Origin of the sequence: Halobacillus sp. A1, assembly GCF_024189295.1 — a bacterium.
Taxonomy (GTDB): domain Bacteria; phylum Bacillota; class Bacilli; order Bacillales; family Halobacillaceae; genus Halobacillus_A.
The window spans coordinates 42,431-59,191 of sequence record NZ_JAIZEN010000007.1; the positions used below are offsets into that span (position 1 = coordinate 42,431).

Below are 16,761 nucleotides of genomic sequence, written 5' to 3' on the forward strand. Positions count from 1 at the left end.
TACGCGATCTTCAGGTACATTTTTTTTATATACTTGTATAATCTTCTGATAAACTTTTAAGGAGCTTCAAAATTTTACACAAGGAGAGAAACCAATGACTCAATCATTAATTTTTGATATGGATGGAACATTATTTCAAACAGACAGAATACTGGAATTATCATTAGAAGATACGTTCAATCATCTTAGGTCCCTCCAAAAATGGGATGCAGCGACCCCGGTAGATAAATACCGGGAAATCATGGGAGTTCCTTTACCACAAGTTTGGGAAACATTACTGCCTCATCACTCAGAGGCGGTAAGAGAAGAAATGAATACATATTTTCTCGATAGTTTAATTGAAAACATTAGAAATGGGAAAGGGGCTTTATATCCCAATGTAGTCGAAGTTTTTGAATACTTAAAGAAAAATGGCTGCTCTATTTACATAGCAAGCAATGGATTAACGGATTACTTAAAAGCCATCGTACGTCATTACAACCTGGACCGCTGGGTTACTGAAACGTTTAGCATTCAACAAATACAAACACTGGATAAAGCGGATTTGGTCAGTCACATTTTAGAGAAATATAATATTCACGATTCAGCCGTTGTCGGAGACCGCTTGTCTGATATAAATGCTGCAAAAAAGAATTCTTTAACAGCGATAGGATGCCGATTTGATTTTGCTCGTGAAGAGGAACTGTCTCAAGCTGATCTGGTAATCGATGATTTAATAGATTTAAAAACAATCATAGATCAAATGTATTCAAACTAATAGATCTAGATTAACAGACTATCGAATAGATCTGATATATAAGTATGGTGATTTTATTATATAAGTATAATGAATGCACAACAAAAAGGCTCTAAATCAAGAGCCTTTTTGTTGTGACAATAATAAAAGAATTTGTCGGGGAAGGTGCCAGTTTATTTTTCTTCTTCTGCCTTCTTTTTCTCCTGCGCCGCTTCTTTTTTCTCTTCGGCTGCCTCTTTTTTCTCTTCTTCCGCTTCCTTCTTCTCTTCCTCGGATTCTTTGATTTGTTCATAACGCTGTCGCTGTCGGTAGCCATAAGTTGCAGATAGGACCACATCTTCATTCTCAAGAGCCGAGCCGAGCGCACCGATGATGGTCGAAATGCTTGTCGCGGTCCACGCAATGTAGAAATAATTTATATATCCTGGATCTTCGTTTAACTGAGATTCCAGCATCCCCATCGGAATCAGCAGGATAACGGCGAAAGCAAAGAGAAGGAACAACAGGAAATAATACAAACAGACCGTAACACTTAGAGTGAGAACGGTAGCGGTATTATACAACTTCCGTAAATAACCTGCCCGCCCATTATGCGGCTTTTCCCACAAATTGTGGGCAAGGATGATCCACCCGACCATCGCTGAAATGGATACGATGGAAAGCAGGGACATCCGCCAAATACTGTAATCATTACTGAGCATCCATAATGTCGGAAAGACGAGAGCATAGGAGCCTGTTGTAAATGCAAAAATGATCACTTTCATAAATGCAGGAAACATCGACCATGGTCTGTTGGCTCTTACCATGCCTGTCAACACGCGTATGGCGCCGCTGAAAGGCGATTTAACTGTAAATCGGACGTCGATGTTCGATTCGTCTTCATCTGGTGTTTCCCTTTTTATAGGGGAAAAACGCTCGAATCCTCGCTTTCCAACCAGTCGCTTGGAGTTTTTATTTTTTAACTTTTTATAGTTGTCGTCATCTTTGGTCTGCAGCCTTTCTTCTGCCTGCTTTCGATCTTCTTCCGAGCTTCCAAAATACATTTCACTAACGAGCTGTAAAATCGCTTCCCGGACTCGCTTAATCATAGGGGTTGAGCCGAGACCTGGAAGACTGATCAATGCTACATCTTCCTCGACGTATGCCTCAGCAACAATCGGTTTTTTGCCTTTGAATAGCGGCAGATCGGTTAAGCAGATCGCAAAGTCCCATTCTTCTCCTGCTTTTTTATCCAACGTTGCCTTTAAAACTTCCTCGGAGTTTTCCGTAACACCTGTAAGGGCGTCCACTCTATAATCAACGTCCCATTGATAGCTTTCATCGACATAATAGCTGAGTAAATCAGGCAATTCATGCTGCAATTTTTCTCCTATCTTATCGGGATATCCTGGTGCTGTAATTAATCCTAAAGTCTTTGTTGATTTACTCATCATGTTCACCTCTGGTCAATTTGCAATTTATTATTCTAATACTATATAGCCAAAATAAAATTATTTAAACGACAAATTGTGAGTGTTTTTTCTAAAATGTGAGGTCAACACTTCAAGTAGTAGAAGATGAAGCTGAATGGTGGCAAAAAAATATAAAGATTCACCTCAGAAATCAATGAAGAAATCGAATCTATTACTCGCCCCATTTTAATGTGAAAACGGGGGATGTAAATAATTTTGAAGCTCTGGTAAGATGGAACCATCCACGGCTTGGACTGATCTTCGCATTGGAACTCGACCAAAGCTTAATTGTTAATAAGGAAGGGTAATAGAAAAAGAGCTGAAATCCCCTGGGTGAAGGAGGCTTCCATGAAAGGTAGAACACGAAGTTATGTAATTATCGCTATTATTATCCTCGTCATCTTTTTTTCATTAAAAACATTGAACGACTATAGAGAGAAAAACTTAGTGGATGTGATCCGTTATCACCCGGAAGATTATCAGTCTTTAGGATTTACGAATGACAGAGGAAACGTCTCCAGCGATCAAGTATATGAATGGTGGAGTGATGACAAGGAATCTGCGGACGAGCTGATAGAGTTCTTAAGACAGTACCGTGTGAAAAAAATTAAATATGAAAAATTTGAAGAGAGACTTACTAAAGAAGAAAGTTTTGAATTTGCATTCCGTCATTCCAATGCGAATCCGGTGACAGGAATGGTAATGGAGAATGTAATACATATGTACAATGAAGGTTATTATGAAGTCGTGAACGGCCCTGTGGATATGGAATGGATTGAAGAGTACTCTGAAACTCAAGAGCAAGAATGATATTGGCGAAAAGGAGTCATTCATAATGGTATTGAACATGGAGAACGTTTCTCTTAGAAGAGGCGATCGATGGATTCTTAAGAATATAAACTGGCAGATTGAAAAAGGACAGCACTGGGTGCTTCTCGGGCTGAATGGATCAGGAAAAACGTTTCTGTTGAACTTGATGAATGCCTACACATTTGCCACAAAAGGAGAAATTAATGTACTGGGTATGCAATTCGGTAAGACGTACCTTGCCGAACGTCTCCGTCAGCAGATCGGCTTTGTTTCCTCAGCAATACAGCAAAAAATCCATCAAGACGATAATGCGTTTCAAGTCGTATTAAGCGGTGCCTTCGCCTCTATTGGTCTTTACGAACGCCCGACCGATGAAATGAGAGAAAAGGCGATATCTTTACTTGAGGACCTGGGATGCATTGAGTATGCCAACCGAAATTATGAAACTCTGTCTCAAGGCGAAAGACAAAGAGTTCTCATAGCCCGGGCATTGATGGCGCAGCCTTCCCTGCTGATTCTCGACGAGCCGACCAACGGATTGGACTTCATCGCACGCGAAAAACTGCTCGATTCCATTGAAAACATCACAAAAAAACCGGACGCCCCAACGATGATTTATGTCACTCATCATGTAGAAGAAATCTTACCGCTCTTCCATCAAACGCTATTACTTAAAGATGGAGAAGTCTTTGATTCAGGAGAGACCCCTGAGATGATTACGAGTTCTCAGCTTTCTCGTTTTTTTGATTTACCTGTTGAGGTGAGCTGGCACAATCATCGTCCGTTTCTTTCGAAATTATAAAACAGTAGCTTCTTAAAAAGTCCCATCATATGGCCTTTTCTATTTATCTACTAAAACAGTACATGAATTCCACAATCGGCACATGCTCTCGTCTATACCAGATAGATGTTTTTACATAATCTATTAGAAGACAAGATTAAGGTAGATTTACGCAGTTTTATTTTGCAGTATTCTTAATATTGTCTGAAGTAAATAGGGGAGATAAAAAGTATGAATAAATATAATGGAAATGAATCCAAAGGTTCATTTCCCAACCATAATAACCGTTGTGACGAAGCTAAAACGCTCCAAGTACACTGTAATAACTTAAATCTAGGAGGGGGATATTATTTGCCGGTCGCGCTGGCTGATGTAGAATTTCAAGCGTTAGTCGAAGCCGAGATAGAGCTTCCAACTTGTGCGCGGGAAATCAAAAATGTACGAAGGAATGTTTCTCTTACACAATGTGAAGCTATTCGTTCTATCACTTTTGGCGGTTTCTATTCCACCATCAATGTATTTGTGTCCGGAGTGATTCATAAAAACATTCAATATGTGGAAGATTGTGATGGCTACGTGCGGGATTACTCGGTGGATGTTCCTTTCAGCTGCAATCAGGCAGTGCGAGTACCGTTTTTTGATACACCTAGGGCCGAACTGAGCCAGAAATCGACGGCAACTGGTGAAAAAATATTTATTGATAAGAAAGGACACCACGGAGATCCTGAAAAATCAGGCGGTGTAACATTTGAATATTATAATGAACCGATCGAATGCCGACTGTTGTTCAGCGCTGTCAATGATCTAGACTTGTATAAGGATTATAATAGAAGAGGAAATTTTGATAAGATTACCGAAAAAGCAGAAGTTGTTTTGATCTTTAAACTGTTGCAATCCCGCCAGTTCCCTTTCTTTCCGTGCGGAGAAGAAGGTGCTGCACAGACCGGTGGAGAGTTGAGTCAGAATCAAGTAGCTGAATCTGCTCAATTGCCAGGGGAAACACCACAAGATGAAAACGCAGCAGAACGAATCAACAATATAATAAAACGACTCGGATATTAAACAGGCAATTTAATAATATACAGCAGGAAACTTAGTTACTCTTTTTTATTTATAAACCCAGATCTTTTTTAAAAGATCTGGGTTTTCATTTATGGTGCTGATGAAGTTAGAGAAAATTGTAATTAATATGGAAAATTATTGAATTATGTTACTGGTTTTGCAATAATTTATGTGAAACTTTAATCCTGCAACTTAATTTAGCTTTGAAAGTATGTTAACGCAGTTGGAATCTATAAGTGGAAAAAAGTATAACAATTGAAAACTAAAATAAAAAGCAGATGTACTTTAGCTTAATGAGGAGGGTTTAACTATGAAACTCACTAAATTTGCAATGATCGGAACTGTAATTTATTTAACTTTGTTTTTGATTGATTATTTAACCGCTTTATATTCAATAGGTGAATCAGGAATGTATCATTCTTTGTTAGGTCTGCGGATCGACCTGAGGATGAACGAGGAAGAATTATTCACTACGTTTTCTTTAACTCCAAAAGTCCTCTTCACTTATATTTTATGGATGGTGTTAGTATGGCTGGTATTTATGATTGTAAAAAAAAGGAATCATAGACGCCCCATCTATAAATGATCAGTTGAAAGCAAAGTAAAGGGCCCCGCGATTAAGCTGGGCCCTTTACTACACGAAGTCATTATCTACATTACTTCACCAAATTGGTTAGAAATGTGAAGTGATAGGTCACTTTAAATTGTAATACAGTTCCTCTTTAATGTAAACACGCTTTAAAGAATTAAAGTGAAACAGGAAAATAGGATTACGAATAGCCCTTTGAAGGTGTGAAGCAGTGTACCAGCAGAAAGTGGTGATGGGATGACATGTGCAAAACTAATGATTCAAATTGCCTTTATTTTGCAGGTAGTATGGATAGGTATGTTTTTAACTAACTTTCTTGGATGGATGGTTCAAAGAGTGAGTTGCTCCAGGATATCGTATCGATAGGCATTCCTGCTGTGGGAATGATAATTTGCGTAGTCTACATGATGAAAAGAAAATTTATTGGTTTAGCTTATATTACCATATCTTTATCTATAACGATTCTTTGCCTCTGGGTGTTAGTTTCCGGCATAAATGACATGTGAAGGCTCGATATTTGAATGCGCAGTCTTGACTGTCCGGCCGATTGAAGTACATTCCTTCGGGCTGTTGCATAGGATGATTTTATAAATCTGTAGAAGGGAATGAAGAGGATGTACTATGCACCTTATACGTATTCCTATCCTTATTATGCCGGGGCTCCTGTGTATAACTCTGACTCCATGTCGAGAAATTATCAAGGGAATAATGATCAAGCAGCCGAAGCAATTCTTGCTGGAATAAAAGGAGAAGCAACGGCAGTCGAATGCTACAAGCGACTGGCCAAACTTGCTCCCAATCAAAATCATAAAAATGAAATCCTTCAAGTTTTACAAAATGAAAAAAATCGTTTGCAGCAATTCAAGGACTTGTACGTATCGCTTACGGGACGGCAGCCTCAATACAATACTGAAAAAATTACGTTCAACAGTTACCAGGAGGGGCTGCGAAAAGCTTATGACATAGCTGTTAAAGATTATGGGGAGTATCGTAACAGCAGCTTACTTACTCAACATTCACCTTTGCGAGATGTATTTATGCACGCCTGTAATGATGAGATGACGCACGCCACCCGTTTCAGCTCGTTATATTCTCATCATGCCAGAAGAATTGAGTTGGAAGATTATGGTGGTGAACCGTTTGTTTTGAACATTGATGAAGCGACCAAACAAAATGACACGTTCCGAACCGCGTTATGGACGGGTGACCATTTACAGGTGACCTTGATGAGTATCGATGTCGGAGATGATATTGGTCTGGAACGTCATGCAACGGTTGATCAATTTCTGCGCATTGAAGAGGGGCAGGGGCTGGTGCAGATGGGGGATCGGAGAGATCAGTTAGATTTCGAGGCGGAGGTCTCTGATGACTTTGCGATCATGGTTCCTGCTGGGAAATGGCATAATTTAACCAATACAGGAGATCAGCCGCTCAAGCTTTACTCCATTTATGCGCCGCCTGAGCACCCTTATGGTACGGTACATGAAACGAAAGCTGATGCCATCGCAGCTGAGGGACATGAGGGTTGATAATTGTATTACGTCTTTAAGAGTCCTTTTGTAAGTCGAGAGGACTTTTTTGTGTGAAAACAGCTAAAAGATAAATTTAAGGATATCTCTCAGTTAATATTGAATTGGATCTAATATTTTGAAATAATTGACAAAAAGAAAAGGGGGAAAACGATGATTTATTGCATAGTGTTCCTCATCTTATTTGCCGAATTATTTTATATCATACAAGGGCTAACCTGGTGGGCCATCAACCTGTTTATGGGGGAAGAGCTTACGGGTTTGTACATTTTCTTCAACTTTGCCGTACCCATAGCCGTTACTTTATTTGCAGGGTGGATAGTTTATTATTTAACGAACACTGTCACTCTTCTATTTAAAAGAGTAGAGCGCAGATAAAGAACGCCCCTAATCATTGATAGGAACTTACGTTTTAAATGGATTTTCTGCGATAGATGACAGTTGAAATCAACAGCAGACAAGCTGTGGCTCCTGCTGCAGGAAACAAGACTGTCGTTATTGAATAGTGCTCTAAGGCTATGATGGATAATGCATTTCGCACCATGAACAAGAAAAAGAAGGTCACATTTTCCTGATAGGGCTGATGATAGGCTTTCCTTAATGTCGGCGCAAATCCTAGAACTTCTACCGTACTCAAAATCAGCACGGTCCAAAGCGGGTCTGAGGTCAAGTACCAAAAAGGCAGCGAAATTAGAGCCATAATAAAGAAGAGCCAGTCCACTCTTTCGATGACCACTTCCGATTTTTTAAAATAAGCGAGAACGGCTACATATATCGTCAGTACCCCTGATATTCCAATCGGCCAAGCCCCGGCTCCTCCGCCATCCTGCACTTGTGCGAAGTAAACTACAAGCGTAACCACCGACCATATCACCCAAGAAAATACATGCGGTTTGATCGTTCCGCGCAATATGTCTCTAATATAAGGGTAAAAGCCGATCAGCGTTAAGATGATGGCAAATAAACTTATGATTACATTACTGGTCATCAAGCTCTCACCTGCCCTTACTTGAACATCTTATATCAACGGAGGTGTTCACAACGATCCTGCCATTTATGGGTAAGCTTACCGAAGAATAATGAGCGATGCAATAGTTGGAAATGGTGCTAAGGCGCATCATTGCATTTTTTATAATCACATTTGACACATTTTCACAAATCGTATAAAGTAACTGTAAATAAAAAAACGGAAGGGTGACCCAACTACATGAAGTACTAATCCTATTTTACGAAAGCAAAGAATTGAAGGTTTGTTGTTCAGCAGAGGATCGTTTCTGCTTTATTTTTACTGCCTTCATTCGGAGTTTTCAGAATAGGATTGGGATTTCTATAGTTGAACCTTAAGGGAGCCATCTCTCTTTTTGGTGTCCACCTATACCTGAGCCCCCTATTCTGAAACACGAGATAGGGGGCTTTTTTTGTCCCCGGAAATTGAGAAAATAGGGGATGATGTTATGTATATTTTAGAAGCACGGAATGTAAAACATTATGTGAAAGACCGTTTGATTTTAGATATCGATCATATTCAAATTCATAATAATGATCGCATTGGTTTAGTGGGTCATAATGGAAGTGGGAAAACGACGTTATTGAACGTATTAGCAGGTAATTTACAGTCCGAACAAGGAGAAGTCACCCAGCATGTGCAAACGGAACTACTGCCGCAGCTGAAAAGGACAGATACGAGTAAAAGCGGCGGGGAAGTAACACAGGAATACATTAACCAGGCGCTGGTTAAGGCTCCGGGACTTTTACTGGCAGATGAGCCGACGACTCATCTGGATACGGCGCATATGGAATGGATTGAAAAGAAACTTCTACAATGGAACGGCGCCTTTGTGCTGGTGTCCCACGACCGGGCTTTTCTTGATGCCGTTTGTACAGCCATATGGGAATTGGAAGAAGGAAAAATAAAAGTGTATCCAGGTAATTATAGTCAGTATGAGGATCAGAAAGAGTTAGAACACCGCCAGCAGCAAGCCGCATATGAAAAATATGAATCTCAGAAAAAGCAGTTGGAAGAAGCTTTGAAAGCAAAAGAAAGGAAAGCGGATAAAGCTGACAAGACCCCCAAAAATGTGAGTCGTTCAGAAGCCAGAGAGGCGAAACCTTATTTCGCAAAAAAACAAAAGAAGCTTCAGAAAACAGGGAAAGCGATAGAAACAAGGCTGGAAAAACTGGAGAGAGTAGAAAAAGTGAAAGAAACGCCACCCATAAGGATGAATGTGCCCAATGAAGAAACGTTCAGGAATCGAATCATTCTTCGTGTCGAAGACGTTGAAGGTTTGATCGGCGAGCGAGTGTTGTGGAAAGCAACGAGTTTTCACGTGCGGGGTGGAGATAAACTAGCAATCATCGGGGCAAATGGAAGCGGCAAGTCCACGTTTTTGAAAAAAATCATCCATCAAGAGGAGGGGATGAAGGTCTCTCCTTCTATGAAAATCGGCTACTTCAGTCAGAATTTAAACATCGTTGATCTAAAGCAGTCGATTTTAGAAAATGTCAGTGAGGGTTCAAAGCAGGGTGAAACTCTGATACGGACGGTACTTGCCCGTTTGAATTTCTATAGAGATGATGTCCATAAGCTGGCAGGTATTTTAAGTGGCGGGGAACGGGTAAAGGTAGCGCTCGCCAAATTATTTTTAAGCGATATCAATACGCTCGTTTTGGATGAACCGACGAACTTTCTTGATATTGAGGCAGCCCGCGCCCTGGAATCTTTGCTGATGGAGTACACAGGCACCGTTATTTTTGTTTCACATGACCGACGACTTATTGAAAATATAGCGACAAGAATTTTGACAATTGAGGATAAAGAAATAGAACTGTTTGAAGGTACGTACGAACAATACAAAAACAGACAACCTCAAACGAAACGCAACAGCGAAGAAGATCGTCTACTCGTTCTTCAAACGAAAATATCTGAAGTTCTCAGCAAACTGAGTATCGAACCGTCTGACGATTTAGAAAAGGAATTCCAGCAGTTGCTAGCGGAGAAAAGGAAACTGGAAGCAGGAGGCTGACCAGACGATTTTCTGCATCCGATAAACGCCATTTCATATGAAGTAGTGGCGTTTCTTACCTTAAGTGGAAATTAATTGAGGAGGTTTGAAACGATTTTGTAGATGAAACGTATATACTTAGGAGGAATGGTTGATGTATGAACCGGAAAAAGCAAATTGATTTTACTATCTTTTATTATTGTCTTTTACCCTAGTTAATTGAAAATTATAGAGTTCAAAGACGGAGTTCATTGATCCTCGCAGCTTTTTTCATATTCGTTGTTTAATCCTTTGAAATAGCCAGCTTAAAATAGTTAAGCGAAAGTAAAATTGCAGTCGAGTTTTTGATGAAGAGAGGAAGAAAGCAATGGGGACTTGGGAAAGGGAATCGATTACGACCACTCGCGGGAGTTTCGAAGTATTCACCAAAGGCCAGGGTGAACCTTTGTGCGTAACGCATCATTATTCAGCTTTTAATGAAACAGGTGATTATTTTGCAGAATCATTCACTCATTCTCACAAGGTCTATTTAATCAATTTGCGGGAAGCAGGTAATTCAGAAAAAATATCTGAGCCTTATCAGCTCAGTCTTCTGGAAACTATATTTGACTTAGAAGCAATCAGAGAAGCTCTTCGAATTGAAACTTGGAGTTACGCAGGGCACTCCATTGGGGGAGTGCTAGGCGTACTGTATGGAATTTATTATTCCAACCGTTTACGTGCTAATGTTATTACAGGTGCAGCTGCCAGGGATTATACTGTATCATCAGCTGCTTGTATTTATCATCAGGCCCATCCGGATTTTAAAAAAATGCAGGAACTTATTGAAAGTTTAAAGCGTAAGGACCTCCTACCTGACGAAAGAAAACGTCTCTCAGCTGAAAGAACTAAATTATCTTTGGAGCGTCCTGAAAAGTACGGTGAATTGTTCAATCAGAATATTCATAAAGCGATATCTCCGATTCGATTGAATTATTTTAACCGCGAACTGTCAATTTTTGATGTAACTAAAAAGCTCGGCATGACTCGCGTGAAAACCTTGATTTTATGCGGTGAGCATGACGTCCAATGTCCATTGGAATTTTCTATTGAGATGGAGGAATTGCTGCCAAATTCGGAATTGATTACATTTCCCGAAAGCAACCATTACCCATTTTTAGAAGAGAGGGAATTGTTTACGAAAGCGATCGATGAATTCTTTGGGAGAATCGATGCCTCTTGAGACATTATTTAAAGGTTATGATGAATTCACACTAAAGAAACAAAGAGGGGGGGCATCCAATGAAAAAGTTAAAAAAGTCGTCAAAAGATAAATCCCTCCATGGGGTTTGTGGGGGGGATTGCTGAGGTTCTTTCTATTCATTCTTTATGAGTCAGGCTTGTATTTTCTTTGACGATGCCAGCTTCCTTGATTGTATACACCATTCTTGCTAATACGCTGGAAAGCCCTCCTCCTCCTTTGCGTGACGTCTGATTAGTTTCTAGGAAGATGTTCTTCATAGTGCAAAAAACCGGTCTGAGTTTAACGAAACCTAATGTCTCAGTTGAGGAGGCATTAGGTTTCAATTGTTAGTCAGCTTGAATGGATTTTCATAATTCTTGCGCTCAGTCCATGGGTTTGGTTTTATTTCAATCGTTTTTCTTCTAAGTCTAGAATGATTTCGAATATGTTCATTAGACATCCTCCTTTGCTGATACTTTAATCATAAGAAGGTATCCGGTAATTTATAACGTGCCTGAGCAGGAACTTTTTTCATGCGTTGGGAGGTGCCTTTGGTTACTACTCAGGGTGCAGGAATAAAACGTATGTTCTCGGTCGTTTGTATGAGGTATATTCCGCCCTTTTCTTGATGGAGTTTCTCCTGTTTAGAGGTATTCTAAGGGAGAAGGAGGAGATCACGATGAATCTATTGATCATAAGCGGAACACCAAGGAAAAAAGGGAGAACGAGAAAGGTGGCCTATACGCTTTTAAGTCGTCTACAGGCAGATGTGATTGACTTAAGCGATCTGGCTCTGCCTTTATTCAATGGAGAAGCTGAACAGGATCGGGTACCTGAGGTCCAGTGGTTACGGGAGATGAGTAATGATGCAGATGCCTTTATATGGATATCTCCCGAATACCATAACGGGATGAGCGGGGTTTTAAAGAATGCGCTGGATTTTTTGAACAATGATCATTTTAGTCACAAGCCTACTCTGTTGATGTCTGTATCAGGCGGTGGAAAAGGCGGCATCAATTCAATTAATCAAATGCGGCTTGTGGGACGCGGGCTGCATGCTATGGTGGTGCCTGACCAGTTGATCTTTGATCCTGACAGTTTCAAGGAAGATGGGGCGTTTACGGCTGACATTGAACGTAGGGTAACTCAAGTGCTTCACGAATTTACCCAATATGCCGAACTTAATCCGACCTTGGGTGTACGGGGGTGAAACGTTGGAAAGATATGAAAGTATGGAAAAGATGCAAATCTTAAAGGTGATAGCTGAAACGCTGAATGGATCAAATGATTTGAAGGATATGCTGCAGACGGTACTGGAAAAGCTGCTGGAATTAACTAGGCTTGAGACTGGATGGATTTTTCTTGTCGATGAAAAACCGAATTATACATTTGTGGCGGATCATCGATTACCTCCGGCGTTGATCATCAATGATAAAGCACCTATGTGCGGAGGCGACTGCTCCTGCTTGAATCGGTATTGGAGCGGAAGGCTGAAGGAACCTATCAATATCATTGAATGTAAACGAATTGAGAATGCAATCAAGTATGACTGGGGAGATACGAATCGTATGACCCATCATGCTACGATCCCTTTAGCAGACGGGGAAGAACGGTTTGGAATCTTGAATGTAGCTTCTCCTGATAAAGAGCATTTCACGGAGGAAGAGCTCACTTTGCTTCAATCGCTCTCTTTTCAAATCGGAACGGCAGTAAAACGGACGAGGTTATATGAAGAACAGCAAAGGCGCGCCGTAAAATACGAGAAATTAAATGAACTGGTACGATTGATATGGAAATCTCAAAATGTGGAACGACTTGCAGATCAGGTAGTACATAAAACGAGTGAAATTTTTCAGTGGAAAACAGTCGGTCTTTACCTTCAAGAAGGGGAATCTTTATTCTTGAAATCATTTGTGGACGAAGATTCCTCTTTTAATGAATCGGTTTCTCTGTCTTTGCTGGAGGATCATCCCATCACTCGGGCTTTCCAGTACCAGGAGGTCGTTCAGTCTGCTCGTGCTTCACGCGAGGAATATGTCTGTCTGCCTATCTACATCAAAGACGAAAAGCTTGGAGTCTTGTATTTGGCTGCTCCTGATTCACATCGATTAAGTGATGGTGACGTGGAAGTTCTGCAAGCTCTCACCAGGCATATTTCTTTAGTATATGAAACGCTGCGACTTCAGGAGAAGCGAGGCGAATTGCTTCTGTATGAAGAAAGGAAGAGACTGGCCCGTGATTTGCATGATTCCGTTAATCAAAAGTTGTTCTCTTTATCTCTTACAGCCCGCGGAGCGAAGGAAATTATTTCACCTCATGATCAGCCATTGCGGGATTTGCTGGACGAAATGCTCGGCATGTCGCAGGAATCATTAAAAGAAATGCGGTCCTTGATCTGGCAGCTTCGTCCGATCGGGATAGAGGAAGGGCTGGTTTCCGCGATAAAAAAGTACGGAGAACACCTGGGCCTTTCTATTGCATTTAAGGTCGATTCAGCCCCGAATTGGCCGCGCCCTGTAGAAGAAACGCTATGGAGAATAAGTCAGGAAGCGTTAAATAATGTAAACAAACATTCCAACACCAAAGAAGTGACTCTCTTTCTGTATGAAAGTTCAGAGGGTGCCGGTATGGAAATAGTAGATCGGGGAGATGGATTCGAGTTACAGAATAAAAGAACACGTTCATTGGGTCTGACGAGTATGAAGGAGCGGGCGGAATTGATTGGAGGCATATTAGACGTAAATAGCGAACGCGGAGCAGGGACTACAGTGCACGTTTTCCTTCCGTGTGAAGAACAGGAAAAGAGTGGTAAGCAATGAAAATTAAAGTGATGCTAGTAGATGACCATCTCGTTGTGCTGCGCGGGTTGCGGTTCTTTTTAAATACCCAGCCGGACATCGAGGTAGTTGGTGAAGTAGACAATGGGTCGCTCGTCTTAAAGAAATATGAAGAACTGCGTCCAGATGTAGTGCTGATGGATTTAATGATGCCCGTCATGGATGGTATTGAAGCGACCAAACAATTAAACGAATTGTATCCAGGAGTGAAAGTAGTCGTGTTGACGAGCTATTCTGATCAAGATCATGTCATTCCTGCCCTGCAAGCCGGGGCAGCGGGTTATCAGCTTAAGGATATTGACCCTGATGAGCTTGTGAAGACGATCCGCGCTGCGTATGCAGGTGAGAAGCACCTACACCCGAAAGCGACCCATCTCCTCTTAACAGAAATGAACCACAACCAGGAGAAGGAATCGAGTAGGACTGTCCTCTACAAGCTTACGACACGTGAAAAAGATGTGCTCTATCAGGTTACACTAGGAAAAAGTAATAAAGAAATTGCAGCGGACCTTTACATATCTGAAAAAACAGTCAAGACGCATGTCAGCAATATTTTAAGTAAGCTCCAAGTCCATGATCGTACACAAGCGGCCATCTATGCAATGAAAGAGCAACTATTCAAAGATCATTCAATCTAAAACACATTATCGCAATAACATTAAATGATTCAGTAATTTCGCCTCTTGATATACACCAGAAATCTTAGTTGAACTGCTGTCTTGTCCGTTACAATTTGTTAGCGAACTGACGAGCAGGATATTGCATATAGTTATGAACCATTGGAGGGGAAATTATGAAAGGGATCAAAAATGCGTGGGAGGACGATAAGGGTCGTATCGGGATTATAGAGGTAGAGGAGAAGGTTTTCGGCTCTACGTTTCACCCTGTTGTCTGGAAAGATGAAAAAAGAAACTATCACGTCATTAACAATTTATGGTATACAACCTACCACGGGGCACGGGAGTTTTTCAGAGCGCCTACAAATCGTTTCGCGGTGGAGGGGCGGATGAAAAAAATTGTAGTAGAAAGTGAGGAGTGCTATGCAGTGGCTGATGGCACCTTATAAACAATAAAACGTCTGGTGGGTGATTATTTGAAGGAAATTGTGATGCTGGCCGTCATTATTATATTTTTTGGAGTTGTATATGGCCTTCTTGATCATTATGAAGGATTGACTCCATATTTCTTGGCGGGAGCGGGCTTTCTTACATTGCAGTCTGCTGTAAGGGATTTTAGATCGGGAAAAAGAAAGGTTGTGTCCGTTCTGATGCTTTCAATTGCGCTGTTCATTATGTTTATAGGCTTGATTGAAATATTTTGAAAAAATGCCCTCTACTGATAAATTTATAAAAAAGGGAGGAGTCGATCACAATCAGAAAGAGATTTCTTTTAACAATCTATTTGTTGCTAGTCATTCTTCTCTCGGTTTTTACCATTACATTTGATTTCAACCTGACGGGTTATCAATATCAACTTGATGAAGAGACGAAAGTTTTAACTGTGCAAAAAGGCTATATACATAAGAGTGTGTACGAAGAACAAATACCTACTGAAGAAGCGCTGGGTGTTATGTTAGCAATCAACAACGCTTATGACTTATGGGACCTTAACATTCATGCTATTTCTCTACTCATTGTTGGTGCCTTCGTGATATGTTATAAGCCGGATAGGCCGAGAATATATTTCAACTGGTTTCTTGTTTTTTATTGTCTTTGTTTGACGCTGTTTGTGCTTTGGGATGTTAATGAACATCTAAAATTGCACGAGGAAATAACAAATCGTATAAGTGAAGTGAAAGATTAAATGAGATATGGATGCCAGCTATGTCAGGACGTGTTGATAAAAAACACGTCTTTTTACGAATGATTAATGTGATATGTGAATGTCTGGAAGCAAAGATAGAAATGGTGCTCGTAGATAAATTGTTTTAGAAAGTTTCTCGTGCATTCAGGATTCATCATCAATCGCGGCCTTTACTGCTCCTACATAATCATCGAAAGCAGACGTTTGATTAGAAGCATCATTTCTTGAGCTGAAACTGATATCACCGTTTTTGTAAAAGGACTCTCTTTGAGCCTCGGTGATTTCCAATTGAACGCCTCGTTCTGATTTCGGTTGGTTGACGAGATTGTCTGGGTCCTCGCCGCTTAAATGGTCGGGAGCCTTTTTAACTGAAAACCCACTGGAATTTAATTGTTTGGAGATTTCTTCTGTTAACTCACGATTCAACCCGCCGATAAGTGTCTTTGGTTCTTCACCCTCCGCTCCATGGATCGTAATATGATCATTCACGGCATCGACCATCTTTAAAGCTTCAGGTTCATCGAAATGGGTGGAGTCTATATGTAGGTTTTCAAAATTACCGGAGCTAAGCATTCCTTTGAATGTATAAAAATTGTGTCTGTCACCGGCGATAGCACTAGCAATCTGTGAAGTGGCGGGCTCAATACCTCCTCCATGGATGGCACTCACTAGCAATCCGCTTGAGGCACGTCGTGTTTCAACCTCCCAATCCTCTCCTTCACTATATTCTTGACTTAAATCATCGAAGGTACAAAACCTGTCCGTGTCTGAACAGCTGTCATCGTTCGTTTTTTTGTATAAGCCGGCTGCCGCAATGAGTGAAGCCGAGACTGTGAGTATTACTAGTGATCGTTTGATAGTTGTCATTTCATTCACCTCTATTTTAGTTCGAGCTTTAGTGTGATTTTTTATATGGGTCTCATTCACTAAATTAACGAT

Annotated in this window: 19 protein-coding genes; 15 read left to right on the top strand and 4 right to left on the bottom strand. The window is 40.7% G+C overall.

The features are described from left to right. Positions 1 to 94 precede the first annotated feature (94 nt). On the top strand, positions 95 to 757 hold the full coding sequence (locus LF817_RS09440; protein WP_253935557.1) for an HAD family hydrolase: 663 nt from the start codon (positions 95 to 97) through the stop codon (positions 755 to 757). A gap of 152 nt (positions 758 to 909) precedes the next feature. Here the strand turns inward: LF817_RS09440 and LF817_RS09445 are convergent, their stop codons facing one another. Next, positions 910 to 2,166, bottom strand: coding sequence for a hypothetical protein (locus LF817_RS09445; RefSeq protein WP_371925029.1), 1,257 nt, complete (start codon positions 2,164 to 2,166; stop codon positions 910 to 912). A 369-nt stretch (positions 2,167 to 2,535) separates the two neighbouring features. Between LF817_RS09445 and LF817_RS09450 the strand changes: the two genes are divergently transcribed. The 6 genes from LF817_RS09450 (at position 2,536) to LF817_RS09475 (ending at position 7,336) form a co-directional block, all read left to right on the top strand. Continuing rightward, complete coding sequence (locus LF817_RS09450) at positions 2,536 to 2,997, top strand: hypothetical protein (RefSeq protein WP_253935559.1); 462 nt, start codon at positions 2,536 to 2,538, stop codon at positions 2,995 to 2,997. 25 nt (positions 2,998 to 3,022) lie between these two features. Continuing rightward, positions 3,023 to 3,799 carry an ABC transporter ATP-binding protein gene (locus LF817_RS09455; protein WP_253935560.1) on the top strand — a complete coding sequence of 259 codons (777 nt, stop codon included), beginning with the start codon at positions 3,023 to 3,025 and terminating at the stop codon, positions 3,797 to 3,799. Between the two features lie 210 nt (positions 3,800 to 4,009). After that, entirely contained in the window at positions 4,010 to 4,840 is an 831-nt protein-coding gene (locus tag LF817_RS09460) for a CsxC family protein (protein WP_253935561.1), read from the top strand. 310 nt (positions 4,841 to 5,150) lie between these two features. Next, positions 5,151 to 5,426, top strand: coding sequence for a hypothetical protein (locus LF817_RS09465; protein ID WP_253935562.1), 276 nt, complete (start codon positions 5,151 to 5,153; stop codon positions 5,424 to 5,426). A 617-nt stretch (positions 5,427 to 6,043) separates the two neighbouring features. Further along, on the top strand, positions 6,044 to 6,958 hold the full coding sequence (locus LF817_RS09470; RefSeq protein WP_253935563.1) for a cupin domain-containing protein: 915 nt from the start codon (positions 6,044 to 6,046) through the stop codon (positions 6,956 to 6,958). Positions 6,959 to 7,111: 153 nt separating this feature from the next. Then, a complete protein-coding gene (locus tag LF817_RS09475) occupies positions 7,112 to 7,336 on the top strand; it encodes a hypothetical protein (protein WP_253935564.1) in 225 nt (74 codons plus the stop codon). A gap of 34 nt (positions 7,337 to 7,370) precedes the next feature. Here the strand turns inward: LF817_RS09475 and LF817_RS09480 are convergent, their stop codons facing one another. Then, positions 7,371 to 7,946 (bottom strand): hypothetical protein, encoded by a 576-nt coding sequence (locus LF817_RS09480; RefSeq protein ID WP_253935565.1) that lies wholly within the window; start codon positions 7,944 to 7,946, stop codon positions 7,371 to 7,373. A 466-nt stretch (positions 7,947 to 8,412) separates the two neighbouring features. Between LF817_RS09480 and LF817_RS09485 the strand changes: the two genes are divergently transcribed. After that, positions 8,413 to 9,981, top strand: coding sequence for a Vga family ABC-F type ribosomal protection protein (locus LF817_RS09485; RefSeq protein ID WP_253935692.1), 1,569 nt, complete (start codon positions 8,413 to 8,415; stop codon positions 9,979 to 9,981). A gap of 346 nt (positions 9,982 to 10,327) precedes the next feature. Next, positions 10,328 to 11,182 carry an alpha/beta fold hydrolase gene (locus LF817_RS09490; protein ID WP_253935566.1) on the top strand — a complete coding sequence of 285 codons (855 nt, stop codon included), beginning with the start codon at positions 10,328 to 10,330 and terminating at the stop codon, positions 11,180 to 11,182. A gap of 137 nt (positions 11,183 to 11,319) precedes the next feature. Here the strand turns inward: LF817_RS09490 and LF817_RS09495 are convergent, their stop codons facing one another. Next, positions 11,320 to 11,460 carry a hypothetical protein gene (locus LF817_RS09495; protein WP_253935567.1) on the bottom strand — a complete coding sequence of 47 codons (141 nt, stop codon included), beginning with the start codon at positions 11,458 to 11,460 and terminating at the stop codon, positions 11,320 to 11,322. 401 nt (positions 11,461 to 11,861) lie between these two features. On the opposite strand from LF817_RS09495, the gene LF817_RS09500 reads away from it, so the two are divergent. The 6 genes from LF817_RS09500 (at position 11,862) to LF817_RS09525 (ending at position 15,822) form a co-directional block, all read left to right on the top strand. Continuing rightward, a complete protein-coding gene (locus LF817_RS09500) occupies positions 11,862 to 12,392 on the top strand; it encodes an NADPH-dependent FMN reductase (RefSeq protein WP_253935568.1) in 531 nt (176 codons plus the stop codon). Between the two features lie 4 nt (positions 12,393 to 12,396). Next, entirely contained in the window at positions 12,397 to 14,001 is a 1,605-nt protein-coding gene (locus tag LF817_RS09505) for a GAF domain-containing sensor histidine kinase (protein WP_253935569.1), read from the top strand. Next, positions 13,998 to 14,657, top strand: coding sequence for a response regulator (locus tag LF817_RS09510; protein WP_253935570.1), 660 nt, complete (start codon positions 13,998 to 14,000; stop codon positions 14,655 to 14,657). The genes LF817_RS09505 and LF817_RS09510 overlap by 4 nt, the downstream gene beginning before the upstream one ends. Before the next feature lie 155 nt (positions 14,658 to 14,812). Beyond that, positions 14,813 to 15,085 carry a hypothetical protein gene (locus LF817_RS09515; RefSeq protein ID WP_253935571.1) on the top strand — a complete coding sequence of 91 codons (273 nt, stop codon included), beginning with the start codon at positions 14,813 to 14,815 and terminating at the stop codon, positions 15,083 to 15,085. 27 nt (positions 15,086 to 15,112) lie between these two features. After that, complete coding sequence (locus tag LF817_RS09520) at positions 15,113 to 15,340, top strand: hypothetical protein (RefSeq protein WP_253935572.1); 228 nt, start codon at positions 15,113 to 15,115, stop codon at positions 15,338 to 15,340. A gap of 83 nt (positions 15,341 to 15,423) precedes the next feature. Beyond that, complete coding sequence (locus tag LF817_RS09525; protein ID WP_253935573.1) at positions 15,424 to 15,822, top strand: hypothetical protein; 399 nt, start codon at positions 15,424 to 15,426, stop codon at positions 15,820 to 15,822. A 144-nt stretch (positions 15,823 to 15,966) separates the two neighbouring features. Here the strand turns inward: LF817_RS09525 and LF817_RS09530 are convergent, their stop codons facing one another. Next, on the bottom strand, positions 15,967 to 16,689 hold the full coding sequence (locus LF817_RS09530) for a poly-gamma-glutamate hydrolase family protein (protein ID WP_253935574.1): 723 nt from the start codon (positions 16,687 to 16,689) through the stop codon (positions 15,967 to 15,969). Positions 16,690 to 16,761 lie beyond the last annotated feature (72 nt).

Bases quoted from the DNA above. Each gene is read 5' to 3' on its own strand.
- LF817_RS09440 (WP_253935557.1), top strand. From the start codon at position 95: ATGACTCAATCATTAATTTTTGATATGGATGGAACATTATTTCAAACA.
- LF817_RS09445 (WP_371925029.1), bottom strand. From the start codon at position 2,166: ATGAGTAAATCAACAAAGACTTTAGGATTAATTACAGCACCAGGATAT.
- LF817_RS09450 (WP_253935559.1), top strand. From the start codon at position 2,536: ATGAAAGGTAGAACACGAAGTTATGTAATTATCGCTATTATTATCCTC.
- LF817_RS09455 (WP_253935560.1), top strand. From the start codon at position 3,023: ATGGTATTGAACATGGAGAACGTTTCTCTTAGAAGAGGCGATCGATGG.
- LF817_RS09460 (WP_253935561.1), top strand. From the start codon at position 4,010: ATGAATAAATATAATGGAAATGAATCCAAAGGTTCATTTCCCAACCAT.
- LF817_RS09465 (WP_253935562.1), top strand. From the start codon at position 5,151: ATGAAACTCACTAAATTTGCAATGATCGGAACTGTAATTTATTTAACT.
- LF817_RS09470 (WP_253935563.1), top strand. From the start codon at position 6,044: ATGTACTATGCACCTTATACGTATTCCTATCCTTATTATGCCGGGGCT.
- LF817_RS09475 (WP_253935564.1), top strand. From the start codon at position 7,112: ATGATTTATTGCATAGTGTTCCTCATCTTATTTGCCGAATTATTTTAT.
- LF817_RS09480 (WP_253935565.1), bottom strand. From the start codon at position 7,946: ATGACCAGTAATGTAATCATAAGTTTATTTGCCATCATCTTAACGCTG.
- LF817_RS09485 (WP_253935692.1), top strand. From the start codon at position 8,413: ATGTATATTTTAGAAGCACGGAATGTAAAACATTATGTGAAAGACCGT.
- LF817_RS09490 (WP_253935566.1), top strand. From the start codon at position 10,328: ATGGGGACTTGGGAAAGGGAATCGATTACGACCACTCGCGGGAGTTTC.
- LF817_RS09495 (WP_253935567.1), bottom strand. From the start codon at position 11,460: ATGAAGAACATCTTCCTAGAAACTAATCAGACGTCACGCAAAGGAGGA.
- LF817_RS09500 (WP_253935568.1), top strand. From the start codon at position 11,862: ATGAATCTATTGATCATAAGCGGAACACCAAGGAAAAAAGGGAGAACG.
- LF817_RS09510 (WP_253935570.1), top strand. From the start codon at position 13,998: ATGAAAATTAAAGTGATGCTAGTAGATGACCATCTCGTTGTGCTGCGC.
- LF817_RS09515 (WP_253935571.1), top strand. From the start codon at position 14,813: ATGAAAGGGATCAAAAATGCGTGGGAGGACGATAAGGGTCGTATCGGG.
- LF817_RS09530 (WP_253935574.1), bottom strand. From the start codon at position 16,689: ATGACAACTATCAAACGATCACTAGTAATACTCACAGTCTCGGCTTCA.